Consider the following 21,743-nt stretch of genomic DNA (forward strand, 5'->3'; position numbering starts at 1 on the left):
GCCAACTTGGCAAGAGTGGCCTGCAGGTGCGGTTTTTCAATGCCGATACCGTGCAGATACTTTATCTGGCCGTTGGTTTTTTGATCTGTTTTCGGCGAGGGTTGCTCGTGATTGTTAGTCCCTGTAATGCACCAAAAATGACTGCCAAACGGTTTAGAAACGCTCTGGTAGCGGGCTCGGCCCTGCTGTGCCTGTTTGGCGCGGGCCAACTGTGGGCATTCAGCCTGGATGATGTATCGGCGAAGGCTCAAGAACTGGCCGGGCAAAAATTCGAAGCCCCGCGCAGCAATCTGCCGAACGAATTCCGCGAAATGAAATTCGCTGACTATCAAAAAATCCGTTTCCGCACCGAAAAAGCCGAGTGGGCCGATCAGAAGACGCCGTTCAGGCTGTCCTTCTATCACCAGGGCATGCATTTCGACACGCCGGTGAAGATCAACGAGATCACCGCGACCACCGTCGATGAAATCAAGTATGACCCGACGCGCTTCGATTTCGGTGACGTCAAGTTCGATCCCAAGTCCACGGAGAAACTGGGCTACGCGGGTTTTCGCGTGCTGTACCCGATCAACAAGGCCGACAAGCAAGACGAAATCATGACCATGCTGGGCGCGAGCTACTTCCGCGTCATCGGCAAGGGTCAGGTTTATGGCTTGTCCGCCCGTGGCCTGGCCATCGATACCGCCCTGCCATCGGGTGAGGAATTCCCGCGCTTTCGCGAGTTCTGGATCCAGCGTCCGAAGCCGACCGATAAGCACCTGGTGATCTTCGCCCTGCTGGATTCGCCACGGGCTACCGGTGCCTATCGCATGATCCTGCGTCCGGGCACCGACACCGTCGTCGACGTGAAGTCGCGCGTGTTCCTGCGAGATCGCGTCACCAAGCTGGGCATTGCTCCGTTGACCAGCATGTTCCTGTTCGGCGCCAACCAGCCGTCCAAGATCCTGAACTACCGTCGAGAGCTGCACGACTCCAGCGGCTTGTCGATCCATGCCGGCAACGGCGAGTGGATCTGGCGCCCGTTGAACAACCCGAAACACCTGGCCGTGAGTAACTTCTCGGTAGAAAACCCGCGTGGTTTCGGCCTGCTGCAACGCGGTCGTGACTTCAGCCACTACGAAGACCTCGATGACCGCTACGACAAGCGTCCAAGTGCCTGGATCGAACCGAAAGGCGATTGGGGCAAGGGTTCCGTCGATCTGGTTGAAATTCCGACCGCTGACGAAACCAACGACAACATCGTGGCGTTCTGGAGCCCGGAAAAGCTGCCTGAGCCAGGTCAGCCGCTGGACTTCGCCTATCGCCTGCACTGGACCCTCGACGAAGCCAACCTGCATTCGCCGGACAGCGCCTGGGTCAAGCAGACCCTGCGTTCGACCGGTGACGTGAAGCAGTCCAACCTGATCCGTCAGCCGGACGGCAGCGTGGCTTATCTGGTGGACTTCGAAGGTCCTTCCCTGCAAGCCCTGCCGGAAGACGCCGAAGTGCGTAGTCAGGTGAGCGTCGGCGAAAACGGCGAGATCGTCGAGAATAATGTGCGTTACAACCCTGAAACCAAGGGCTGGCGCCTGACCCTGCGACTGAAGATCAAAGACCCGAAACAGTCCACTGAATTGCGCGCCGCGCTGGTCCGTCCGCTGGTTCCGGTTGAAGCGCCGGCCGCGTCCCATGCGGTGACCACGACCCTTGCCAAGGCTGACAAGGTCGCCAGGCAGCAGAGCGATAAGGAAACCGCGCAAGAAAAAGAGCAGGAAAAAGAAGCCAAGGCCGACAACGCGTCCACTGCCGCTGAGTCGACCCCAACCCCGCAGGAACCGGAACCGACTGAACAAGTCCTGACCGAGACCTGGAGCTATCAGTTGCCAGCCGATGAGTAATACTCCAGTACAGCCAGAGACGCTCAGCGAGTATCTGGCCCATTTGCCCATGACCGATGCGCAGCGTGCCGAGCTGGCGGGCTGCAAGTCTTTCAGCGAGTTGCACGAGCGCCTTTCGTCGTCGACCTTCGATGCACCCACCGAGGCGGCGCAAGCCTCGGTGGGTCGTCGGCTGACCCTGAGCACCGCCGAAGAACTCGAAGACGCCGAAATGCTGGCGCTCGACGCCAGCGGGCGTGTCTGTCTCAAAGCCACGCCGCCGATTCGTCGGACCAAGGTGGTACCGGAGCCGTGGCGCACCAATATCCTGGTGCGCGCCTGGCGTCGCCTGACAGGTCGCACCAACCCGCCGAAGCCACCCAAGGACGAGCGCGTGCTGCCGCACGCACGCTGGCGCACCGTGGGTTCGATCCGTCGCTATATCCTGCTGATCCTGATGCTCGGCCAGACCATCGTCGCCGGCTGGTACATGAAGGGCATCATGCCGTACCAGGGCTGGTCGTTGGTGGACCTGGACGAAGTCCTGCACCAGCCGCTGTTGCAGACCGCTACCCAGGTGCTGCCCTATGCTTTGCAGACCAGCATCCTGATTCTGTTCGGGATCCTGTTCTGCTGGGTATCGGCCGGTTTCTGGACGGCGCTGATGGGGTTTCTCGAGCTGCTCACCGGTCACGACAAGTACCGCATCTCCGGTGCCAGTGCCGGCAACGAGCCAATTCCCAAGGACGCCCGCACCGCGCTGGTGATGCCGATCTGCAACGAGGACGTGCCGCGAGTGTTCGCCGGTTTGCGCGCCACGTTCGAGTCGGTTGCGGCCACCGGGGACCTGGATCGTTTCGACTTCTTCGTACTCAGCGACAGTAACGAAACCGATATCTGTGTCGCCGAGCAGCAAGCCTGGCTGGACGTCTGCCGTGAAGCCGGGGGCTTTGGCAAGATTTTCTATCGCCGCCGTCGTCGTCGCGTCAAGCGCAAGAGCGGTAACCTCGACGACTTTTGCCGTCGCTGGGGCAGTGACTACAAGTACATGGTCGTGCTCGACGCCGACAGCGTGATGAGCGGCGAGTGCCTGACCAGCCTGGTGCGCCTGATGGAAGCCACGCCGGATGCCGGCATCATCCAGACCGCGCCACGCGCCTCGGGCATGGACACGCTGTATGCGCGCATGCAGCAATTCGCCACTCGGGTGTACGGTCCGCTGTTCACCGCCGGCCTGCACTTCTGGCAGTTGGGGGAATCCCACTACTGGGGTCACAACGCGATCATCCGCATGAAGCCGTTCATCGAGCACTGCGCCCTGGCGCCGTTGCCTGGTAAAGGGGCGTTCGCCGGGGCCATCCTGTCCCACGACTTCGTTGAAGCAGCGCTGATGCGCCGTGCCGGCTGGGGCGTCTGGATTGCCTATGACTTGCCGGGCAGCTATGAAGAGTTGCCGCCGAACCTGCTGGACGAACTCAAGCGTGACCGTCGCTGGTGCCACGGTAACCTGATGAACTTCCGGCTGTTTCTGGTCAAGGGCATGCACCCGGTGCATCGCGCGGTATTCCTGACTGGCGTGATGTCCTATCTGTCCGCACCGCTGTGGTTCTTCTTCCTGGTGCTATCCACCGCGCTTCTGGCGGTGAACACGCTGATGGAACCGCAATATTTCCTCGAGCCACGCCAGTTGTACCCGTTGTGGCCGCAGTGGCATCCGGAAAAAGCCATCGCGCTGTTCTCCACCACCATCGTGTTGCTGTTCCTGCCCAAGCTGCTGAGCATCATCCTGATCTGGGCCAAGGGCGCGAAAGAGTTTGGTGGCAAGTTCAAGGTAACGATGTCGATGCTGCTGGAGATGTTGTTCTCCATGCTGCTGGCGCCGGTGCGGATGATTTTCCACACCCGCTTCGTGCTCGCCGCCTTCCTGGGTTGGGCCGCTACCTGGAACTCGCCCAAACGTGACGACGACTCCACGCCCTGGAGCGAAGCCGTCAAGCGCCACGGCCCGCAAACCCTGCTGGGCTTCTTCTGGGCCTTGCTGGTGATCTGGCTGAACCCGAGCTTTTTGTGGTGGTTGGTGCCGATCGTCGGTTCGCTGATGCTGTCGATTCCGGTGTCGGTGATCTCCAGCCGAGTGGGCCTTGGCTTGAAGTCCCGCGATGAAAGCCTGTTCCTGATCCCCGAGGAATACGCACCGCCACAGGAACTGCTGTCGACTGACCAGTACACTCATGAAAACCGTTGGCACGCGCTGAACGACGGTTTCATCCGCGCAGTGGTCGATCCGCAACAGAACGCCCTGGCCTTTGCGCTGGCCACCTCGCGTCACGGCCAGGCCGAGCCGATCGAATGGCTGCGGATCGAACGGGTTCGTCATGCCCTCAAGGTTGGTCCGGCGGGCCTGAACAACAGCGAGCGACTGGCGCTGCTGAGCGACCCGGTGGCCCTGTCCCGCCTGCATGAGCAGGTCTGGAGCGAGGGGCATACCGAATGGCTGGCGGCGTGGCGTGCATCGGTCAAGGCCGATCCTCACGCACCGCTACTGCCGCTTCAGCCCATGAGCGCACAGCCTCAACTGGCCTGATACGCAAAAAGCCCCGCTTCTGAAAGGAAGCGGGGCTTTTTGTTGGGGGCTGTTTGAGTATGTGAGTACTGCCCGTGGTGCGGTCAGGGTTGTGTATTGACCTTATCCAGCACTCGACTCGCCAACAAGCCACTCAACTCGATCAGTTGCTGAATGCCAAGGGCGATATGGCGCCGTGAGCCTTTCAGGTCGAATGCCAGGTCGCTGACCATTGCATCGGCTGAAGCCAGGGTTTCGCTGAGGTTGGCGAGCAGGCTTTCGGTGTCGATGCCATCCACTACCTTGAAGAGCTGGCCCGGTGGCTGTTCGTCTTCGGGGCTGGTCTGTTTGGGGTTCAGGTAGAAGTCGAGCGCGCGATCGGTGGCTTCCTGGATTTTCCTGGGGTCGGTTTCTGGTGCTGGTGGGTTGGGTGTGACCTTGTACATGGTTGACGCTCCTAGGGTAGTGGAGCCGCCAGCTATCGCTGCTAAACGAGAAGGGTGGCAGCTGTACGCGGGTTAGCAGACCGGGACCCTAGAACCCGGCAGACCCGTAGGTCTCCCACGCACAACCGCCATGACATAAATGTACAGGCACTGAAACCTGCTCACGCATGTGGGAGCGTACGTCTAGGATTGTCCGGGCTGCTAAACACGATCGCTGAACTGACAGCGCCTGCAAACGTTAGAGCCCAGGCCCCAGGCGCACAAGCCGGCGGATTCCGGCGTAGTTGTAGGCAATGGTGCAAGGCTCCGTAGCCTTGGGATGACGGATTGTGGGGCGCAGGTATTTTTGTATGTATATCCGTTATTTAGGTAACGGCTGCTGACGGTTCCGCTCTTACAGCGGCTCACTTTTGAGAAGCGCAAAAGTAAGCAAAACGCTTTATGCCCCACCACTCGGCACCTCGCTTAGGCTCGGTGTGCCCTCCCTCCGGCATTGCTCCGTGGGCTCGCCGCGAAGGGCCATCCATGGCCCAGCGCGGCTATCCCGGCATCCATGCCGGGATGCCCACTCCACAATGCCTGCGTTCGGCCAGCGTGGTTAACGGGGCGCCCAGATCAACGTCCACCGCGAGGCGGCCTTATAGCCGACCTGGCTCTTTCGGTCATACACCCACAGGATTGGCGGTGGGCACGGATCTTATAAACGACCGAAACTAATGTGGGGGCGAGCCTGCTCGCGATGACAGCAGCAAATCCACCCTCTATGGAACTGAAATTATTGCGGCAACACAGTCGACGAAGATGTTGCATGTGCTGACCCGTTTCGCGAGCAGGCTAGCTCCCACAGGGGACACGCGGTCAAAAAAACAGGTCGGCTATCAGGCCGCCTCGCGGCGGCCCACGGAGCAATGCCTTCGTTCAGGCATGCCGAGCCTAGGCGAGGCACCGAGTGGTGGGGCAAAAGCGTTTTGGCTACTTTTGCCTGGGCCGGCATTCCGGCTTTTCAAAAATGACCCGCCGTAAGGGCGGAACCATAAGCCGCCGTTACCAAAGAAACGGATATTCACACAACCCTAACACCACACCGGGTCAAACCCGGAACCGCCCCACCAACGTCTGCAAATGAACCCCCAACCGCGCCAATTCAGCGCTCGAAGCGGCCGTCTCTTCACTGGACGACGCAGTTTGCTCCGACACATCGCGCACATTCAGCACGCTGCGGTTGATCTCCTCGGCCACGGCACTCTGCTGCTCGGCCGCAGCGGCGATCTGCTGGTTCATCGACTGAATGGCCGAGACCGTGCGGGTGATGTTTTCCAGGGATCCACCGGCGCGGCGGGTCAGTTCGACGCTGTTGTCGGTCAGGCTGCGGCTGTTGTCCATGATGGTCGCGACCTGCTCGGTGCCTGACTGCAGGCCGACGATCAGTTCTTCGATTTCTTCTGTGGACTTCTGGGTGCGCTGGGCCAGGCTGCGGACCTCGTCAGCCACCACCGCAAAACCACGTCCGGCTTCGCCCGCACGGGCCGCTTCGATGGCCGCGTTGAGGGCCAGCAGGTTGGTTTGCTGGGCTACGGACTTGATCACGTCCAGTACGCTGCCGATCTTGTCGCTTTCGCGCTTGAGGTCGCCCATGGCTGTGGTGGAGTTGCCCACTTCGAGGGCCAGGCGTTCGATCTGGGCGATGGCTTCGCCGACCACTTTTTCACCCTCGCGTGCCTGCTGGTCAGCCGCGACGGCCGCTTCGGAAGCTTCCTCGGCATTGCGCGCCACTTCCTGGACCGTGGCGGTCATTTCGTGCATGGCGGTGGCGACCTGGTCGGTTTCCACTTTCTGGCTGTTGACCCCGGCGCTGGTCTGCTCGGTCACGGCCGAGAGTTGTTCGGCGGCGCTGGCGATTTGTGTAACGCCGTCGCTGATGCCGCCGATCAATTGCCGCAGGCCCACGGTCATGCTCTGCATGGCGCGCTGCAATTGGCCCAGTTCGTCGCGGCGCTCGGAGGTGAGGTTGTGGGTCAGGTCGCCCGCGGCAATGCGCTCGGCGACTTTGAGGGTCTGGTCCAGCGGGCCGACGATCTGCCGGGTGATGACCAATGCTGCGATCACGCCGAACAACAGGGCCAGCACGGCAGCCGATACCAGGACGGTCTTGGCCTGGGCGGCGTCGTGGTCGCGCACGGCGGTCTGGGACACGGTCAGGCTTTTGCTGGACTCAAGCAATACTTCGCCTTGCTCGGTCATGCGCTTGAGCGCCGCGGCGGTATCAAGCTGGGAATCGCGAAACTGACTGACCGCCGCACGGTAGGCGTTGATCGAATCGCTGGCTTGCTGCAGGTTGGCGGAGTGCTCCTCAGGCAACTGCGCCGGTAGGCGTGCGAGAAGTTTGAGGGCATCGGTAATGGCGTCAAGGGCCGGTTGCTGGGCTTCGTTCTTACCGCTGTAGGTGTAGCCGCGAACCTGATAACGCGCTTGCTGGATTGCCTTGCTCAGGGATACCACGTTGTTGAACTGGGCGATGTTCTCGCTTTCTAGCATCGCTTTTTCAACCTCGGCGACGCGGGCCACGGCGTTGTCGGCACTGGCGCCGAGTTTGCTGCGGGCATCTTCGCGGCTGACGGTGGCGCTGGCCATCTCGGCGAAGGCGCTTTTGTACTCGGCCACAGCGGCCAGTTGTTTGTCGATCAGTGCCACGTCGGCCGGTTGCTCGATCATCTGGCGGGCAGCGGTCAGGCCGGTCTCGAGTTTGGCAAGCAGATCGTTGACTGCCTGCGGACCGTTTTCACCCCGTGTGGTGTAGTAGTCCAGGCGTGCCAGGCGCAGGTCCTTGCTCAACTCGTTCAGGCTGGAAATGTAGCCCAGCTTGTCGCCACGGCTGATGACATTGCCCAGGCCGCTCCAGCCGGTGAAAGCGATCATCAAGGTTAGAAATAGCACCAGACCGAAGCCGAAGCCGAGTTTGCGATTGACGCTTACGTTTCCCAGACTCTGGGTAAGCATTCGGAACATGCTGATTTCTCCCTTGCTGCACTGAATTGGTTTTATGGGAGCTGTATCGGCGGGGCGGGAGGGATCTGTAGAAATGAACTGAGGATCCTGGTGCTCGCCACAAAAAACGGGCAAGCGACAGGGGTTCAGAACAACCGTGCGAGCAGCGCGGTAACGGCGGTTTCGACGCGCAGGATGCGTTCGCCCAGTTGTACCGGTTGCAGTCCGGCCTTGGCCAGCAGGTCGATTTCGTAAGGAATCCAGCCGCCTTCGGGGCCGATGGCCAGGGTCACGGGTTCGTCCAGCGCGCGAGGGCAGGGGGGGTAGTTCCCCGGATGGCCGACCAGACCGCGGGTGCCGTCCGCCATGGCCGGCAGGCGGTCTTCAACGAAGGGTTTGAAGCGCTTTTCGATGATGATCTCTGGCAGCACGCTGTCGCGCGCCTGCTCCAGGCCAAGGATCAGTTGTTCGCGAATGGCCTCGGGCTCCAGGAACGGGGTCTGCCAGAAGCTCTTTTCCACGCGGTAACTGTTGACCAGTACCACGCGCGGCACGCCCATGCTGGCGATGGTCTGGAACACTCGCCGGAGCATTTTCGGTCGAGGCAGGGCCAGCACCAGTGTCAGTGGCAGCTTGACCGGTGCAGGTTGGTCGAGTGTCACTTGCAGTTCGGCTTCATGGGCTTCCAGGCGCAGCACCTGGGCCGTGCCCATCAACCCGCCGATACGCCCGACCCGCAGGCTGTCACCGACGGCGCTACGGTGCACTTGCTGCATGTGGGTCAAGCGGCGATCGCTCAGCACGACGCGGTCAGGCCCGATGAAGTCGGCCTCTTCAAGCAGCAGCAGGTTCACGCTTGGGTCGCTGGCGGCTGGTCGTTATGGTCGTCGACCGGCTGATCGTCTGCTTCTTCCCGGCGCTTGCGCACCAGACCGCCGAACAGGATGCCGATCTCGAACAGCAGCCACATCGGCACGGCGAGCAGGGTCTGGGAGAAGATGTCCGGCGGGGTCAGGATCATGCCGACCACGAAGCAGCCGATGATCACGTACGGACGAATTTTCTTCAGGTACGCAACGTCGACCACGCCGATCCACACCAGCAGTACCACGGCTACCGGGATTTCGAACGCCACGCCGAAGGCGAAGAACAGCGTCATGACGAAATCCAGGTAGCTGGTGATGTCGGTCATCATTTCCACGCCCGCGGGAGTGGCGGCGGCAAAGAACTTGAAGATCAACGGGAATACGAAGAAGTAGGCGAAGGCCATGCCGGTGTAGAACAGCAGAATGCTGGACACCAGCAGCGGCACGGCAACGCGTTTTTCATGCTTGTACAGGCCTGGCGCGATGAAGCCCCAGATCTGGTGCAGGATCACCGGGATCGCCAGGAACAACGAGACCATCATCGTCAGCTTGAGCGGCGTCAGGAACGGTGACGACACGTCGGTGGCGATCATCGTCGCGCCTTCCGGCAGGTACTGGCGCAGCGGTGTGGAAACGAAGGTGTAGATCTGTTGGGTGAAGGCAAACAGCCCGGCGAAGATGACGAACATCGCCGCCACGCAACGCAACAGGCGGGTGCGCAACTCGGTGAGGTGCGATACCAGCGGCATCGGCTGGTCGTTTTCAGGAATATCGCTCATGGGGCTCGCGGCGGCAAAGTAGGGTCGTTAGGAACGGCTGGTGCCGCCACTGTCGGGGCGGGCTCCACGGGGTTCGCGGGCGCGGCTGCTACAGGCGGCGTGTCATCCACCGGCGCCTGGGGGGCAATCGTCGGCTCGACCGCCGGCTGAACCGGTGTCGGCTCCTGCTGGGTCGGGGTGAAGATTTTCCGCGCTTCCTGCTCCAGAGACAGAATGTGTTCGTTGTGCAGTTGCCGACGAATGTCGTCGGCCCCGATTTCACGTTCAACTTCCTGTTTGATCGCATTGAAGCTGCGCTTGAGCCGCCCGATCCATAGACCTGCGGTGCGCGCAGCGCCCGGCAGCCGCTCGGGGCCCAGTACCAGCAGGGCGACGAGGCCGACGAGCAGCAGTTCAGTGAAGCTGATCCCAAACATTAGTCAGTGCTCACGAGTCTTTGCGGGCCGGCTCTTCGACTTTCTGTGCCTGCACATCGATGGTGTGCGGGGCATTCGCAGGTTGAGTGGCCTGTGGGTGAACCGGTTGGCTCGGCTGCGCTGGTTGAGCGGGCGTCGCTGCCGGGTCGGCCGGTTTTTCGTCGTCGTTCATGGCCTTGCGAAAGCCCTTGATCGACTCGCCAACGTCAGTGCCCAGGTTCTTGAGTTTCTTGGTGCCGAACACCAGTACCACGACCACCAGAATGACGACCCAGTGTTTCCAGTCAAAAATACCCATGTGGCTATTCCTCTCGTAAGTTGATCAGGCGGACGGACGCGAGGCTTTCTCGACGTGCCCGGACAGACCGAAACGACGGTCCAGTTCATCCAGTACAGCCTGCGGGTGCTGCCCCAGTTGGGCAAGCATGACCAGGCTATGGAACCACAGGTCGGCGGTCTCGTAGATCACGTCACTGCAGTCGCCGCTGATGGCGGCGTCCTTGGCGGCGATGATGGTCTCGACCGACTCTTCACCGACCTTTTCCAGAATCTTGTTCAAACCCTTGTGGTACAGACTGGCGACATAGGAGCTGTCGGCCGCTGCGCCTTTGCGCTCTTCCAGCACCTGGGCCAGGCGGGTCAGGGTGTCACTCATGGGTATGTCCTGAATAAATGGCGTGCGGGTCCTTGAGCACCGGGTCGACGGTTTTCCAGTCGCCGTTCTCGAAGACGCGATAGAAGCAGCTTTGACGGCCGGTGTGGCAGGCGATCTCACCGACCTGCTCGACCATCAGGATGATGACGTCGCCGTCGCAGTCCAGGCGCATCTCGTGCAGGTGCTGCACGTGCCCGGATTCTTCACCCTTGCGCCACAGCTTGCCACGCGAACGTGACCAATAGATGGCGCGGTTCTCGGCGGCGGTCAGGGCCAGCGCTTCACGGTTCATCCAGGCCATCATCAGCACGCGCCCGGTCTTGTGATCCTGGGCGATGGCCGGCACCAGGCCGTCAGCGTCCCATTTGATCTCGTCCTGCCAGTTTTTCATCTTCGACTCCGACAATGGGCCGCGCATCTCAAGTCGACGGGCCCAGCCTTGAAACAGTGTGCCAGCGTGAACCAGTGCTGGCTATCGACGAACGACCAGATACAAACCAACGATGACCATGATGCCGGCGGGCCAGTGGCCCAGCTGACTCAACGGGCCCCCGCTCGCCAGTACTGCACCGCCACCCAGGTGAGCGGCGCCGAGCAGGCGCATGAACCAGTCGTCCCCGCGTTCTTTCCACGGCGGCGCGGGATCGTGGGCGTGGGGTTGGGACATGCGTTCGAGCAGGTCGCGGGTCATGTTGGCCAGGTGCGGGAGCTGCTCGAACTGGCTCTGCACGTTGCCCAGCAAGGTTTTGGGGCTCACGCGCTCACGCATCCAGCGTTCGAGGAACGGCTGGGCGGTGTTCCACAGGTCCAGGTCCGGGTATAGCTGGCGACCGAGGCCTTCGATGTTCAGCAGGGTTTTCTGCAACAGTACCAGCTGTGGCTGAACCTCCATGTTGAAGCGACGCGCGGTCTGGAACAGGCGCATCAGCACCTGGCCGAAAGAAATATCTTTTAACGGTTTTTCGAAGATCGGTTCGCATACCGTGCGGATCGCCGCTTCGAATTCGTTGAGTTTGGTCTCGGCCGGCACCCAGCCGGAGTCGATGTGCAGTTGCGCGACGCGGCGGTAGTCGCGCTTGAAGAAGGCGAACAGGTTGCGGGCCAGATAGTCCTGGTCTTCGGGAGTCAGGCTGCCGACGATGCCGCAGTCGATGGCAATGTACTGCGGGCTCCACGGTTGCACGGTGCTGACGAAGATGTTGCCCGGGTGCATGTCGGCGTGGAAGAAGCTGTCGCGGAACACTTGGGTGAAGAAAATCTCCACGCCGCGTTCGGCCAGCAGTTTCATGTCGGTGCGCTGGTCGGCCAGGGTTTCCAGGTCGGTCACCTGGATGCCGTAGATACGCTCCATCACCAACACTTTCGGACGGCACCAGTCCCAATAGACTTGCGGCACGTAGAGCAGCGGCGAGCCTTCGAAGTTACGGCGCAGTTGGCTGGCGTTGGCGGCTTCGCGCAGCAGATCGAGTTCGTCGTAAATGGTTTTTTCGTAATCCAGGACCACGTCAACCGGGTGCAACAGGCGCGCATCGGCCGACAGCCGCTCGGCGGCCCGGGCGAGAATGAACAGCCACGCCAGGTCCTGGGCAATGATCGGCTTGAGACCCGGGCGGATAACTTTCACCACCACTTCTTCGCCGCTCTTGAGCTGCGCAGCGTGAACCTGGGCCACGGAGGCCGAGGCCAACGGCTCGACGTCGAAACGGCTGAACACTTCGCTGATCTTCTTGCCCAGTTGTTCTTCGATCAGGGCCACCGACACCTTTGAATCGAACGGCGGCACGCGGTCTTGAAGCATCATCAATTCATCGGCGATATCTTCGGGCAACAGGTCGCGACGAGTCGAGAGGATCTGCCCGAACTTGATGAAGATCGGTCCCAGGTCCTGCAAGGCCAGGCGCAGGCGTGCGCCGCGACTCAGGTCCAGCGTTCGCCGGGGAAACCAGCGCCACGGCAGCACGAAGCGCAGCGCCAGCAAAAACCAGGGCAGCGGCAGGGCGAACAGCAGGTCATCGAGGCGATAGCGGATCACGACGCGCTGGATGCGCAACAAACGGCGGACGGCAAGCAGCTTCATGCGTTATCGCTTGGTTTCAAGGGAGCGGGAAAGGCGCTCGAAACGCGCCTCGAGACGTTCCAGGTCAAGTTTGATCTGGTCCAGTTCATTAAAGCGGGCGTCGGCTTCGCGTTGGCCTACGAGAGTACGCGATTCCTCAGCCAGGTATTCACTCAGATTCTGCCCCAGGCTGGCGAAGCCTTGGCGATACCAGCGCGTGCGGCTGCGCAGATGGCCACTGAGTAGCTGAGTGGCCACCGGCCCGAGCCAGCGGGATACTTCATATTCCCAGTCCAGCTCCAGGTCCTGGAGAATCGCCGCCAGCTCCAGCAGCACGCCGCTGTCGCCGTCCAGTTCCACCTCAGGGCCATGCAGCACGGCGGTCTTGTCCTTGCTCAGGGCCAGGTTCACCAGGCTCGATGCCGGGGCACGCAGGGTGCAGTGGGCCTCGGCTTCCCAGTGTGCAGCGAGCATCAGGCCTTCGTCGCTGGGCAGGATGAACAGCCGCAATGCGGGGCTGCGGCAATCCACCGCAATCACCTTGCCGCTCAAGTGCGCCAGGCGCGCCAGCGCCGTACTGTCCAGGCGCAGGACGCGATTGACGCCGAGTTCGACGCTGGCGAGCAGGCCGGTGAGCAGCATCAGGGCTTGATACCGCGGTGCAGGGCCACGATGCCCGAGGTCATGTTGTGGTAGGTCACGCGGTCGAAACCGGCCTCGACCATCATCGACTTCAGGGTTTCCTGATCCGGGTGCATGCGGATCGATTCGGCCAGGTAGCGATAGCTTTCCGAGTCGTTGGTGATCAGCTTGCCCATCAGTGGCATGAAGGCGAACGAGTAGGCGTCGTAGGCCTTGGACATCAGCGCGTTGGTCGGCTTGGAGAATTCCAGCACCAGCAGACGGCCGCCGGGCTTGAGGACTCGTAGCATCGAGCGCAGGGCGTCTTCCTTGTGGGTGACGTTGCGCAGGCCGAAGGCGATGGTGACGCAATCGAAATGGTTGTCAGGGAAGGGCAGCTTCTCGGCGTCGGCCTGGACGAACTCGACATTGCCGGCCACACCCAGGTCCAGCAGGCGGTCACGACCGACCTTGAGCATGGACTCGTTGATGTCAGCGAGCACCACCTGACCGGTCGGCCCGACAATGTGAGAGAACTTCTTCGTCAGGTCGCCGGTGCCGCCGGCGATGTCCAGCACCCGATTGCCGCTGCGCACACCCGACAGTTCGATCGCGAAACGCTTCCACAGACGGTGCATGCCACCCGAGAGCAGATCGTTCATCAAGTCATATTTGGCGGCTACCGAGTGGAAAACCTCAGCGACTTTTTCCGCCTTCTGGCTTTCCGGCACGTTCTTGAAGCCGAAGTGAGTGGTGGGTTCGGCATCGCTGCCTTTGCGCTGATCAGTCATATCGCTGTCACCAAAAAAGAATGCGGGACATTCTAATCCCGGTGGAGGGCTTTGTCTTGGCAAGCCTGAAGGTAAGATGAGCGACCGCCGGGACGTTTTGACGCAGCCAGGGTCAGAAACGTGCAGGCAAGTCCCGATAAAACAGGAGTCATCAGATGGCCCGTATAACAGTTGAGCGTGCCCATGGCCTGGGCAAGGAAGCGGCCCGCGCGAAAGCCGACCAGTTGGCGCAGAAACTGTCCGACAGCTATGGCCTGGAGCCGCAGTGGTCGGGCGACACGCTGAAGCTCAAGCGCTCCGGGGTCAAAGGCGAGGTGCATGTGGGCGAGGACTCGATCCGTGTCGATGTCGAACTGGGCATGTTGATGTCGGCCATGAGCGGCACGATCAAGACGGAAATTGAAAAGGCGTTGGATAAAGCATTGGCTTGATTGAAGAGATGACTCAAGTTCATCACTCATTCACCTGTGGGAGCGAGCCTGCTCGCGATAGCGGCGTGTCATTCAACATCAATGTTGCCGGTCTATCGCCATCGCGAGCAGGCTCGCTCCCACAGGGGAAGTCATCACCTCGGATTCTGTGGCAGTAGTTAGGGTGCCGTTTCTAATTATTGTCACTACTTTGTGCCTGAGCCCGACCGTGTACGGGCAGTTCCTCAAACCTGTTATCGAGTGAGGTGCACCATGGCCAAAGTTATTTTGAAGAAAAAAACCGACGTTGAATCTTCCACGCTCAGCGACGTGAAAACGTACGCGCGCAAGATCTGGCTGGCGGGCCTGGGCGCCTACACCAAGGTCGGCCAGGAAGGCAGCGAGTACTTCCAGGAGTTGGTAAAAGCCGGTGAAGTTGTTGAAACCAAAGGCAAAAAAAACATTGCCGGAAAACTCGAGGCGGCCAACAGCGAACTGATTGAAGCCAAGACTGACGTCAACACGTTCAAGGCCCGGGTTGAAGTACAACTCGATAAAGTCGAGAAGGTATTCGACGCCCGTGTTGCAAGTGCCTTGAATCGTATCGGCATTCCGTCTAAACATGACGTTGAGACACTCTCTGCTAAGCTCGATGAGCTGACGGCATTGCTTGAACGTGTCGCGCGTAAACATTAAGGAGAACGGGATGGCTGGCAAAAAAATCACCGAAAAAGAAGGCAGCTCGTGGGCCGGGAAGATTGAAAAATACTCCCGCAAAATCTGGCTTGCTGGTTTAGGCGTGTACTCGAAGATTGACACTGACGGCAGCAAACTCTTCGAGTCCCTGGTTAAGGACGGCGAGAAGGCCGAAAAACTCACCAAGACGGCGGTCGGCAAACAAGTCGATGCCACCAAGGACTCCGTCGAGTCCGCCAAGTCGCGAATCGGCGGTGTGAAGGATCGCGCACTGGGCAAGTGGGACGAACTGGAAGGGGCTTTCGACAAGCGCCTGAACAGCGCGATCTCTCGGCTGGGCGTGCCGAGCCGCAATGAAGTCAAGGCGCTGCACAGCAAGGTCGACACCCTGACCAAGCAGATCGAAAAACTCACCGGCGCCAAGGTCGCGCCAGTGGCGGCCAAGACTGCGGCAGCCAAACCTGCCACCAAGACGGCAGCCAAGCCATTGGTCAAGGCCGCGGCGAAAGCCGTCGCTAAGCCTGCGGCAAAAGCAGCGGCCAAGCCGGCGGCGAAAACCGCAGCCGCCAAACCTGCCGCCAAGGCAGCGGCCAAGCCGGTAGCAGCCAAACCCGCGACCAAAGCAGCGGCCAAGCCGGCTGCCAAAACCGCGGCCGCCAAACCTGCTGCCAAGCCTGCGGCAAAAGCGGCGGCCAAACCCGCTGCGGCGAAAAAGCCTGCGGTGAAAAAACCGGCCGCGCCAAAAGCTGCCGCACCGAAGGCGCCGACTGCTGCCGCCAAACCGGCCGCCCCGACGAGCCCCGCGAACTCCGCTTCGGCTCCGACTCCGGCGGTTACCCCGACCGCTGCGCCGGCTCCATCGACGCCTACCACCCAGTCCTGATATCCAGGGCAAACAAAAACGCCCGGCCTGTGAAGGTCGGGTTTTTTTATGCGTATGCATTTGAATGCACCGCAGAAGCGGGCTTGCTCCCACAGGGGGCTGGTGGTGATGCAAGTATTGAAATCACCCAGAAACAATGTGGGAGCGAGCCTGCTCGCGATAGCGGTGCGTCAGCCACATTGATGTTGGATGTGCGTCCGCCATCGCGAGCAGGCTCGCTCCCACAAGGGATCTTCCTCTGCTGGTCGTTAGTCGTGCTCTTCCAGGTACCGCAACGCCAGTTGCTCGGTGGCAACCTTTGCCGCCGGCGGCAGATGCGGCGCTACCAGCATCATGACCTGATAGACTACCAGTCGAACTTCACCCTCGCGGTCGAGGATTCGCTGATAGTCCAGCGAGAACAGTAAGGTCATGGTGATCTGTTCCACCAGTTGCCCCAATGCCTGGGTATCGCTGACCAGCATCCCCTGGGCCTTGAGTTGCGCCAGCAGCGAGGCCAGGGTGCGTTTCAGGGCGTTGAGCAACTGGCGGATGCCCTTGGCCAGTTTTGGCAGGCGTCCGGCCAGGTTCGACAGGTCCTGGAACAGAAACCGGTATTGAGCCAGCCGTTCGACGATCAGGTGCAAGAACAGCCAATAATCTTCCGGCGCCAGTTGTACATCTGCCGGTGGGTCCAGCAGCGGTGCCAGTTCGCCCTGGAAGCGCTCGAACAACCCGAGGATCAGGGGCTCCTTGCCATGAAAGTGGTAATAGAGATTGCCTGGGCTGATGCCTATTTCGTTGGCGACTTCCATGGTGGAAACGTTCGGTTCGCCCTTCTCATTGAACAACTGCAGGGCGCATTCAAGAATGCGGTCGCGGGTTTTCATCCGGTCTTCTTAGTGATGGAAATCGTGCCACGGCCCAGTGTCTGGCCGTGGAGTGAGCCCTTAGCGCACGCGCACATAGGTTCCCGGCGCCGCTTCCAGGGGCGGGTAGTTCGCGTTGCCCAGGGTCATCTGTGTTTCGCGTTGGGCACCGGAGCGTTCCTGGACCCAACCCAGCCACTGGGTCCACCAACTGCCCTCGACGTGCTTGGCGTCGTAATACCAGGCTCGCGGGTCGCTGCTCAGTTTCGGGTTTTCGACGTAGTTGGCCTTGGGGTTGCCCGGCGGGTTGAGAATGCTTTGGACGTGACCGCTGTTGGACAGCACGAAGCGTCGCTCGCCACCGAGCAACAGCGTTGAGCGATAGACCGCGTCCCATGGCGTGATGTGGTCATTGATGCCCGCCACGCTGAAGCTGTCCACCGTCACTTTTTGCAGGTCGATCGGTGTGCCGCACACTTCCAGGCCGCCGGGGTGGGTCAGGGGATTGTGCTTGAAGAAGTCCAGCAGGTCGCCATGGTAGGCCGCCGGCAGTCGGGTGCAGTCGTTGTTCCAGTAGAGGATGTCGAACGCCGGCGGCTCCTTGCCCAGGAGGTAGTTGTTGATGAAATAAGTCCAGATCAGGTCATTGGGACGCATCCAGGCAAACACCCGGGCCATGTCGCGGCCATCGAGGATGCCTTTCTGGTAGGAGCGGCGCTTGGCGGCTTCCAGGGTCTGCTCGTCAGTGAATAGCGTGGCCGGGCTCTCCATCTGGCTGTCCAGCAGGCTCACCAGGTAAGTGGCGCTGGCGACCCGGCGCAGTTGGCGCTTGGCTTGCAGATGGCCTTGCAGGGCGGCGATGGTCATGCCGCCGGCGCAGGCGCCCATCAGGTTGACCTCACGGGCGCCGGTGATCGCCCGGCAGACATTCATGGCTTCTTCCGTCGCCTCGACATAGCTGGACAGGCCCCATTCGCGGTGACGTACATCGGGGTTGCGCCAACTGATGATGAACACCTGCAAACCGTTTTTCAGGGCGTACTGGACGAAGCTGTTGGAAGGGCTCAGGTCGAAGATGTAGAACTTGTTGATCTGCGGCGGCACGATCAGCAACGGCTTGGCGTATTGCTTTTCGCTCATGGACTTGTACTGGATCAGCTCGAGCATTTCGTTGCGAAACACCACGGCCCCCGGTGTGGTCGCCAGGGTCTTGCCGACTTCGAAGGCATGGGGCGTGACTTGTCGTGGCAGCCCGTCGTTGTGCAGCAGGTCGTCCACCAAGTGGCTGATGCCACGAATCAGGCTGGTACCGCCGGAATTGAACAGCTCCTTGACCGCCAGCGGGTTGAGCAAGGTATTGGAAGGCGATACGGCATCATTGAGCAGGGCGAAAGCGAAGTGAGCCCGGGCACGGTCATCGGGGCTCATGTCGCATTCGTCGATCCAGCTCTTCATCTGTTTCTGCCAGCTCAGGTAGGCCTGCAGGCTGCGACGGTAGAACGGATTGAGCTCCCAGGTGGGATCGGCGAAACGCTTGTCGTTGGGGTTGGTGGGGTGCAGGGTTTCCCCTAGCAGCACGCGGCCCAACTGGCTGCCCAACTTCAACGCATGCCGGGCGCTGTGCACTGGGTTGCGCAAGCCGTGTACGGCAACACTGCGCAGGGTGGAAAGCAGGTCCCGGCCCCGCAGGCCGGTGACCGCACTTTGTGCGTTGATGAAGTTGGCAGGGGCGGGCATGGAACCCTTCGCCGGTTTGTCGCGCATGAGTCAACTCCTTCGTCATCAGGCTAAAAACAAACACACCGAACCAGACAACATAGTCGCTGTTTCGGGCAGTTGCGCGATCCGGCGTCCTGCCAGGCGCTTTTGGGCGGTGTCAGCCGCCACCCAGCGGCGCGGGATGCGGGTGCATGACCGCGCGCTGACGTTCTTCCTCCAGAAACTTCATGATGATCGGCGCCACAGCCTCGGCCCGGGTAATCAGGAACAGATGGCCGTCGTCGATGATGTGCAACTGGGCGTTGGGGATGCGCCAGGCCAGCATGCGCATGTTGATCAACGGGATCAGTGGGTCGTCGTCGCCGGCCAGCACCAGGGTCGGCTGGTGGATCTTGTGCAGCCAGTGGATGCTGGTCCAGCCCAGGCCGGCGAACAGTTGCCAGTAATAACCCAGCTTGCCGGCCGAACGCACCTTGGCCGCATGACTGGCCGCCAGGCTGGGGTCGCGGCGGAACGAGCCGCCGTAGATCAGTGGGGCGATACGCATGACGTGGGACGGCTGCACGTAGCGCCGGGGGCTGGCCATCATCCACAGCACTTTCGGTTTGCCCGGCACCATTACCGCGCCAGCGGCGGTGGCCGCCAGCACCAGCTTTTTGCAGCGCTCAGGGTAGTCATGGGCAAATTGCTGGGCCAGGGCGCCGCCCCAGGACACGCCGATCACGTTGACCTGTCCGTAATCGAGGTAATCGAGCATCCGCGCGGTGAGTTTTGCCAGGCCGGGAAAGCGATATGGCCGGCTGGGCGTCGACGAGCCGCCGACGCCGGGAACGTCAAAGGCGATGACTTCCAGGTCCGGGTCCAGGGCCTGGATGAACGGGAACACCAGCTCAAGGTTGGCGCCGATGCCGTTGAAAATCAGCAGGGGCGTCAAATGAGGCTTGCCGGGGCGTACCGCGGTGCGCAAGGTCTGGCCATCCAGATCGACGGTACGGAAGATGTACGGTTGCGGCATGCTTCAAGCCCTGTGGGTTGGGTCGCTGTCTTTCATTTTTCCCCCGATCCCTGTGGGAGCGAGCCTGCTCGCGATGAGGCCGTTGCATTCAACATCACTGTTGCCTGACGCACCGCTATCGCGAGCGGGCTTGCTCCCACATTGGATCTGCTGTTAACGCAAGTTTGCGTTCACCAGCGGCGTGGGCCTTGCATTAATGTCGGCTGTTGACATGCTTTCGTGAGTAACCTCACGGCCGCAACAGACGAGTTGCACCAGTTACCGCTCATGCACATACGTGCCCGGCGCCGCTTCTCCCGCCGGATAAGTCTTGTTGCCCAGCACCGTGGGTGCCTTTTTCAGTTTGCCCGAGCGTTCTGCCTGCCAGGCCTGCCAATGCAGCCACCAGGAGTCGGTGTGCTTGGTGGAGTTCTCCTGCCAGTCCTCGGCCTTGGCCGGCATGTCCTCGCTGGTCATGTAGCGCGACTTGGGGTTACCTGGTGGGTTGAGGATGCTTTGGATGTGACCGCTGCTCGACAGCACGAATTCCACCTTGCCGCCAAATAGCTGTGCGGATTTGTAGCAGGACTTCCAAGGGGTGATGTGGTCGTTGGTGCCGGCCAGGGAGAAGATGTCGGCGGTGACCTGCTTGAGGTCGATCGGTGTGCCGCACACTTCCAGTGCATTGGGCCGGATCAGCGGGTTGTTCTTGAACATCTCGATGAGGTCGCCATGGAACGCCGCCGGCAGCCGGGTGGTGTCGTTGTTCCAGAACAGAATGTCGAACACCGGCGGCTCGTTGCCCAGCAGATAGTTGTTGACCCAGTAGTTCCAGATCAGATCGTTGGGACGCATCCAGGCGAAGACCTTGGCCATGTCGCGACCTTCAAGCACGCCGGCTTGATAGGAGTGACGCTTGGCCGCCTCCAGGGTCTGTTCGTCGACGAACAGCGCCACGTCGGTGTCCAGGGTGGTGTCGAGCACGCTCACCAGCAGGGTCAGGGCGTTGACCTTCTTCTCGCCCAGGGCGGCGTAATGCCCCAGCAGCGCGGTGCAAGTGATGCCGCCCGAGCAGGCTCCGAGCATGTTTACATCCTTGCTGCCGGTGATGGCCGTGACCACGTCCACCGCTTCCTTGAGCGCCTCGATGTAGGTCGACAGGCCCCACTCGCGCTGCTCCTTGGTGGGGTTGCGCCAGCTGACAATGAACGTCTGCACATTGCTGCGCAGGCAGAAGCGCGCCAGGCTCTTGTCCGGGCTCAGGTCGAAGACGTAGAACTTGTTGATCTGCGGCGGCACCACCAGCAGTGGGCGCTCGTGGACCTGTTCGGTGATGGGTCGGTACTGGATCAACTCCAGCACGTCGTTGCGAAACACCACGGCGCCTTCCGTCACGCCCAGGCTCTTGCCGACTTCGAATGCGCCCATGTCGACCTGGCTCGGCATCCCGCCGTTGTGCACCAGGTCCTTGGCCAGGTGCGAAAGGCCGTCCAGCAGGCTCTTGCCGCCGGTTTCGAAAAAGCGTTTGACCGCCGCCGGGTTGGCTGCCGAATTGGTCGGAGCCATAGCCTCGGTCATCAGGTTGATTACGAAGTGCCCGCGGCTGATGTCCTGGGGCGAAAGGTTGCTCTCGTCGATCCAGGCGTGCAGCTCCTTGCGCCACGCCAGGTAGGTTTGCAGATAGCGTTTGTAGAGCGGGTTCTGGCTCCAGGCCGGGTCGTTGAAGCGACGGTCATCGCCCGCAGGTTGCAGCTCGGATCTGCCGAACAGGACGTTCTTGAGTTCGACGCCGAAATGGGCGACGTGCTTGACGCTGTGCAGCGGTTGTTTGATGGCCTGGGTCAGCACCATTCGGGCAGAGGCCAGCAGATCTTTTCTGCGCAAGCCGACGACAGGATTCAACCCCAGGGTATTTTCCGAGGCTTGGTACTTCAGGTCATCGTTGTTCTTGTTGCTCATCTACGACGCTCCATTGTCCTTCAGACGAGTACCTGGGCCATGCCAGAAAGCCCACAGCCAATGCCAGGTACGCTGCTCGGGTGACCGTTAATTCCGCATCGAGGCAATGAGGAAACGTGTGCAAGGAATTCGCCGATTCCTTTGCAGGGAACTTGCCAGCTCCATTGGTTACCCGAGTTTAATTTTTTTCGCAAGCAGGC

General features: G+C 61.0%; 19 protein-coding genes and 1 pseudogene. 5 read left to right on the forward strand and 15 right to left on the reverse strand.

Annotated features, from left to right (window positions below):
* Window positions 1-137: 137 nt before the first annotated feature.
* Entirely contained in the window at window positions 138-1,877 is a 1,740-nt protein-coding gene (locus QOM08_RS01840; RefSeq protein ID WP_218277732.1) for a glucan biosynthesis protein G, read from the forward strand.
* The gene (gene mdoH / locus QOM08_RS01845; RefSeq protein WP_188251794.1) at window positions 1,870-4,440 is read left to right on the forward strand and encodes a glucans biosynthesis glucosyltransferase MdoH; all 2,571 of its coding nucleotides are present in this window, start codon (window positions 1,870-1,872) and stop codon (window positions 4,438-4,440) included. The genes QOM08_RS01840 and mdoH overlap by 8 nt, the downstream gene beginning before the upstream one ends.
* Window positions 4,441-4,523: 83 nt before the next feature.
* On the opposite strand, the gene QOM08_RS01850 is transcribed toward mdoH, so the two are convergent.
* From QOM08_RS01850 to ubiE, 11 genes and pseudogenes are all read right to left on the reverse strand, one after another.
* Window positions 4,524-4,865: a DUF6124 family protein gene (locus QOM08_RS01850; protein ID WP_139048866.1), complete on the reverse strand. Its 342-nt coding sequence runs from the start codon at window positions 4,863-4,865 to the stop codon at window positions 4,524-4,526.
* A gap of 1,089 nt (window positions 4,866-5,954) precedes the next feature.
* Window positions 5,955-7,862 (reverse strand): methyl-accepting chemotaxis protein, encoded by a 1,908-nt coding sequence (locus tag QOM08_RS01855; protein ID WP_409078022.1) that lies wholly within the window; start codon window positions 7,860-7,862, stop codon window positions 5,955-5,957.
* Between the two features lie 134 nt (window positions 7,863-7,996).
* Window positions 7,997-8,704 (reverse strand): 16S rRNA (uracil(1498)-N(3))-methyltransferase, encoded by a 708-nt coding sequence (locus QOM08_RS01860; RefSeq protein WP_139048636.1) that lies wholly within the window; start codon window positions 8,702-8,704, stop codon window positions 7,997-7,999.
* On the reverse strand, window positions 8,701-9,495 hold the full coding sequence (gene tatC, locus QOM08_RS01865; protein WP_316912491.1) for a twin-arginine translocase subunit TatC: 795 nt from the start codon (window positions 9,493-9,495) through the stop codon (window positions 8,701-8,703). The genes QOM08_RS01860 and tatC overlap by 4 nt, the downstream gene beginning before the upstream one ends.
* Window positions 9,492-9,911, reverse strand: a complete 420-nt coding sequence (gene tatB / locus QOM08_RS01870; RefSeq protein WP_047225989.1) for a Sec-independent protein translocase protein TatB — start codon at window positions 9,909-9,911, stop codon at window positions 9,492-9,494. Before tatB ends, tatC begins: the two co-directional genes overlap by 4 nt.
* A 10-nt stretch (window positions 9,912-9,921) precedes the next feature.
* On the reverse strand, window positions 9,922-10,209 hold the full coding sequence (locus QOM08_RS01875; RefSeq protein ID WP_316912492.1) for a twin-arginine translocase TatA/TatE family subunit: 288 nt from the start codon (window positions 10,207-10,209) through the stop codon (window positions 9,922-9,924).
* A gap of 24 nt (window positions 10,210-10,233) precedes the next feature.
* Window positions 10,234-10,566 carry a phosphoribosyl-ATP diphosphatase gene (locus QOM08_RS01880; RefSeq protein ID WP_003186671.1) on the reverse strand — a complete coding sequence of 111 codons (333 nt, stop codon included), beginning with the start codon at window positions 10,564-10,566 and terminating at the stop codon, window positions 10,234-10,236.
* On the reverse strand, window positions 10,559-10,957 hold the full coding sequence (hisI, locus tag QOM08_RS01885) for a phosphoribosyl-AMP cyclohydrolase (protein ID WP_003196931.1): 399 nt from the start codon (window positions 10,955-10,957) through the stop codon (window positions 10,559-10,561). Before hisI ends, QOM08_RS01880 begins: the two co-directional genes overlap by 8 nt.
* 81 nt (window positions 10,958-11,038) lie before the next feature.
* On the reverse strand, window positions 11,039-12,643 hold the full coding sequence (ubiB, locus tag QOM08_RS01890; RefSeq protein WP_139048635.1) for a ubiquinone biosynthesis regulatory protein kinase UbiB: 1,605 nt from the start codon (window positions 12,641-12,643) through the stop codon (window positions 11,039-11,041).
* A pseudogene (locus QOM08_RS01895) lies at window positions 12,640-13,264 on the reverse strand (SCP2 domain-containing protein). Before QOM08_RS01895 ends, ubiB begins: the two are co-directional and overlap by 4 nt.
* The gene (gene ubiE, locus QOM08_RS01900) at window positions 13,264-14,034 is read right to left on the reverse strand and encodes a bifunctional demethylmenaquinone methyltransferase/2-methoxy-6-polyprenyl-1,4-benzoquinol methylase UbiE (protein ID WP_047225985.1); all 771 of its coding nucleotides are present in this window, start codon (window positions 14,032-14,034) and stop codon (window positions 13,264-13,266) included. Before ubiE ends, QOM08_RS01895 begins: the two are co-directional and overlap by 1 nt.
* Before the next feature lie 155 nt (window positions 14,035-14,189).
* Here ubiE and QOM08_RS01905 point away from each other — a divergent pair, with 155 nt between their 5' ends.
* From QOM08_RS01905 to QOM08_RS01915, 3 genes are all read left to right on the forward strand, one after another.
* Window positions 14,190-14,465: a polyhydroxyalkanoic acid system family protein gene (locus tag QOM08_RS01905; protein WP_076383012.1), complete on the forward strand. Its 276-nt coding sequence runs from the start codon at window positions 14,190-14,192 to the stop codon at window positions 14,463-14,465.
* Between the two features lie 252 nt (window positions 14,466-14,717).
* The gene (locus QOM08_RS01910) at window positions 14,718-15,140 is read left to right on the forward strand and encodes a phasin family protein (protein WP_076383010.1); all 423 of its coding nucleotides are present in this window, start codon (window positions 14,718-14,720) and stop codon (window positions 15,138-15,140) included.
* 10 nt (window positions 15,141-15,150) lie between these two features.
* A complete protein-coding gene (locus QOM08_RS01915) occupies window positions 15,151-16,023 on the forward strand; it encodes a phasin family protein (protein ID WP_076383008.1) in 873 nt (290 codons plus the stop codon).
* Window positions 16,024-16,271: 248 nt separating this feature from the next.
* Here the strand turns inward: QOM08_RS01915 and QOM08_RS01920 are convergent, their stop codons facing one another.
* The 4 genes from QOM08_RS01920 to phaC (QOM08_RS01935) all read right to left on the reverse strand — a co-directional run bounded on the left by QOM08_RS01920 (window position 16,272) and on the right by phaC (QOM08_RS01935) (window position 21,543).
* The gene (locus QOM08_RS01920; RefSeq protein WP_047225981.1) at window positions 16,272-16,892 is read right to left on the reverse strand and encodes a TetR/AcrR family transcriptional regulator; all 621 of its coding nucleotides are present in this window, start codon (window positions 16,890-16,892) and stop codon (window positions 16,272-16,274) included.
* Window positions 16,893-16,952: 60 nt separating this feature from the next.
* A complete protein-coding gene (phaC, locus tag QOM08_RS01925) occupies window positions 16,953-18,635 on the reverse strand; it encodes a class II poly(R)-hydroxyalkanoic acid synthase (RefSeq protein ID WP_316912493.1) in 1,683 nt (560 codons plus the stop codon).
* 112 nt (window positions 18,636-18,747) lie between these two features.
* The gene (phaZ, locus tag QOM08_RS01930) at window positions 18,748-19,605 is read right to left on the reverse strand and encodes a poly(3-hydroxyalkanoate) depolymerase (RefSeq protein ID WP_047225979.1); all 858 of its coding nucleotides are present in this window, start codon (window positions 19,603-19,605) and stop codon (window positions 18,748-18,750) included.
* Between the two features lie 258 nt (window positions 19,606-19,863).
* Window positions 19,864-21,543, reverse strand: coding sequence for a class II poly(R)-hydroxyalkanoic acid synthase (phaC, locus tag QOM08_RS01935; protein ID WP_047225978.1), 1,680 nt, complete (start codon window positions 21,541-21,543; stop codon window positions 19,864-19,866).
* Between the last annotated feature and the right edge of the window lie 200 nt (window positions 21,544-21,743).

Origin of the sequence: Pseudomonas sp. P105 (assembly GCF_032614175.1) — a bacterium.
In the GTDB taxonomy this organism is placed as follows: domain Bacteria; phylum Pseudomonadota; class Gammaproteobacteria; order Pseudomonadales; family Pseudomonadaceae; genus Aquipseudomonas; species Aquipseudomonas rhizophila.

Excerpts from the sequence above, each read along its gene's own strand:
- QOM08_RS01840 (WP_218277732.1), top strand. The coding sequence starts at position 138 with ATGACTGCCAAACGGTTTAGAAACGCTCTGGTAGCGGGCTCGGCCCTG.
- mdoH (WP_188251794.1), top strand. The coding sequence starts at position 1,870 with ATGAGTAATACTCCAGTACAGCCAGAGACGCTCAGCGAGTATCTGGCC.
- QOM08_RS01850 (WP_139048866.1), bottom strand. The coding sequence starts at position 4,865 with ATGTACAAGGTCACACCCAACCCACCAGCACCAGAAACCGACCCCAGG.
- QOM08_RS01855 (WP_409078022.1), bottom strand. The coding sequence starts at position 7,862 with ATGCTTACCCAGAGTCTGGGAAACGTAAGCGTCAATCGCAAACTCGGC.
- tatC (WP_316912491.1), bottom strand. The coding sequence starts at position 9,495 with ATGAGCGATATTCCTGAAAACGACCAGCCGATGCCGCTGGTATCGCAC.
- tatB (WP_047225989.1), bottom strand. The coding sequence starts at position 9,911 with ATGTTTGGGATCAGCTTCACTGAACTGCTGCTCGTCGGCCTCGTCGCC.
- QOM08_RS01875 (WP_316912492.1), bottom strand. The coding sequence starts at position 10,209 with ATGGGTATTTTTGACTGGAAACACTGGGTCGTCATTCTGGTGGTCGTG.
- QOM08_RS01880 (WP_003186671.1), bottom strand. The coding sequence starts at position 10,566 with ATGAGTGACACCCTGACCCGCCTGGCCCAGGTGCTGGAAGAGCGCAAA.
- hisI (WP_003196931.1), bottom strand. The coding sequence starts at position 10,957 with ATGAAAAACTGGCAGGACGAGATCAAATGGGACGCTGACGGCCTGGTG.
- ubiB (WP_139048635.1), bottom strand. The coding sequence starts at position 12,643 with ATGAAGCTGCTTGCCGTCCGCCGTTTGTTGCGCATCCAGCGCGTCGTG.
- ubiE (WP_047225985.1), bottom strand. The coding sequence starts at position 14,034 with ATGACTGATCAGCGCAAAGGCAGCGATGCCGAACCCACCACTCACTTC.
- QOM08_RS01905 (WP_076383012.1), top strand. The coding sequence starts at position 14,190 with ATGGCCCGTATAACAGTTGAGCGTGCCCATGGCCTGGGCAAGGAAGCG.
- QOM08_RS01910 (WP_076383010.1), top strand. The coding sequence starts at position 14,718 with ATGGCCAAAGTTATTTTGAAGAAAAAAACCGACGTTGAATCTTCCACG.
- QOM08_RS01915 (WP_076383008.1), top strand. The coding sequence starts at position 15,151 with ATGGCTGGCAAAAAAATCACCGAAAAAGAAGGCAGCTCGTGGGCCGGG.
- QOM08_RS01920 (WP_047225981.1), bottom strand. The coding sequence starts at position 16,892 with ATGAAAACCCGCGACCGCATTCTTGAATGCGCCCTGCAGTTGTTCAAT.
- phaC (WP_316912493.1), bottom strand. The coding sequence starts at position 18,635 with ATGCGCGACAAACCGGCGAAGGGTTCCATGCCCGCCCCTGCCAACTTC.
- phaZ (WP_047225979.1), bottom strand. The coding sequence starts at position 19,605 with ATGCCGCAACCGTACATCTTCCGTACCGTCGATCTGGATGGCCAGACC.
- phaC (WP_047225978.1), bottom strand. The coding sequence starts at position 21,543 with ATGAGCAACAAGAACAACGATGACCTGAAGTACCAAGCCTCGGAAAAT.